The 489-nt window shown below is 51.6% G+C and carries 1 tRNA gene and 1 rRNA gene; both read right to left on the bottom strand.

Annotated elements, in window-relative coordinates:
- Positions 1-192 precede the first annotated feature (192 nt).
- Positions 193-268, bottom strand: a tRNA-Ala gene (locus AB4Z50_RS36010).
- 107 nt (positions 269-375) lie between these two features.
- Positions 376-489: ribosomal RNA gene (locus AB4Z50_RS36005) — 16S ribosomal RNA — on the bottom strand; the annotation flags it as partial.

Here is a 489-nt window from a genome sequence, read left to right as displayed (position 1 = left end):
CGGGGCGGTATCGTTGTTCGCCACGTCCTTCTTCGGCTCCTGGTGCCTAGGCATCCYCCGTGCGCTCTTACTAGCTTAACCAAATGCTCAGGTGATCGCTCACCTTCGCTTACGTAAAAACAACTAAAGGATGTTTCAGCAATTCTTTTCTTTCGTTATCCAGTTTTCAAGGTGCAAATTGATAAAAGTTGTTGGTGGAGCCAAGCGGGATCGAACCGCTGACCTCCTGCTTGCAAGGCAGGCGCTCTCCCAGCTGAGCTATGGCCCCATACAAATTCCATCAAAGCTGAACAAATGGTTTTCACGTCTTGCGCTCAAAGCGCCATATACCGATAACTTGTATCCGAACCTCATCGGGTTCGGGTATTTCCTTAGAAAGGAGGTGATCCAGCCGCACCTTCCGATACGGCTACCTTGTTACGACTTCACCCCAATCATCTACCCCACCTTCGACGGCTAGCTCCCTTGCGGGTTACCCCACCGGCTTCG

Source organism: Paenibacillus sp. 2TAB26 (assembly GCF_052115145.1).
Classification (GTDB): domain Bacteria; phylum Bacillota; class Bacilli; order Paenibacillales; family Paenibacillaceae; genus Pristimantibacillus.
Note: the sequence above shows the minus strand (reverse complement) of the source record. Positions and strands in the feature narration are given on the sequence as shown.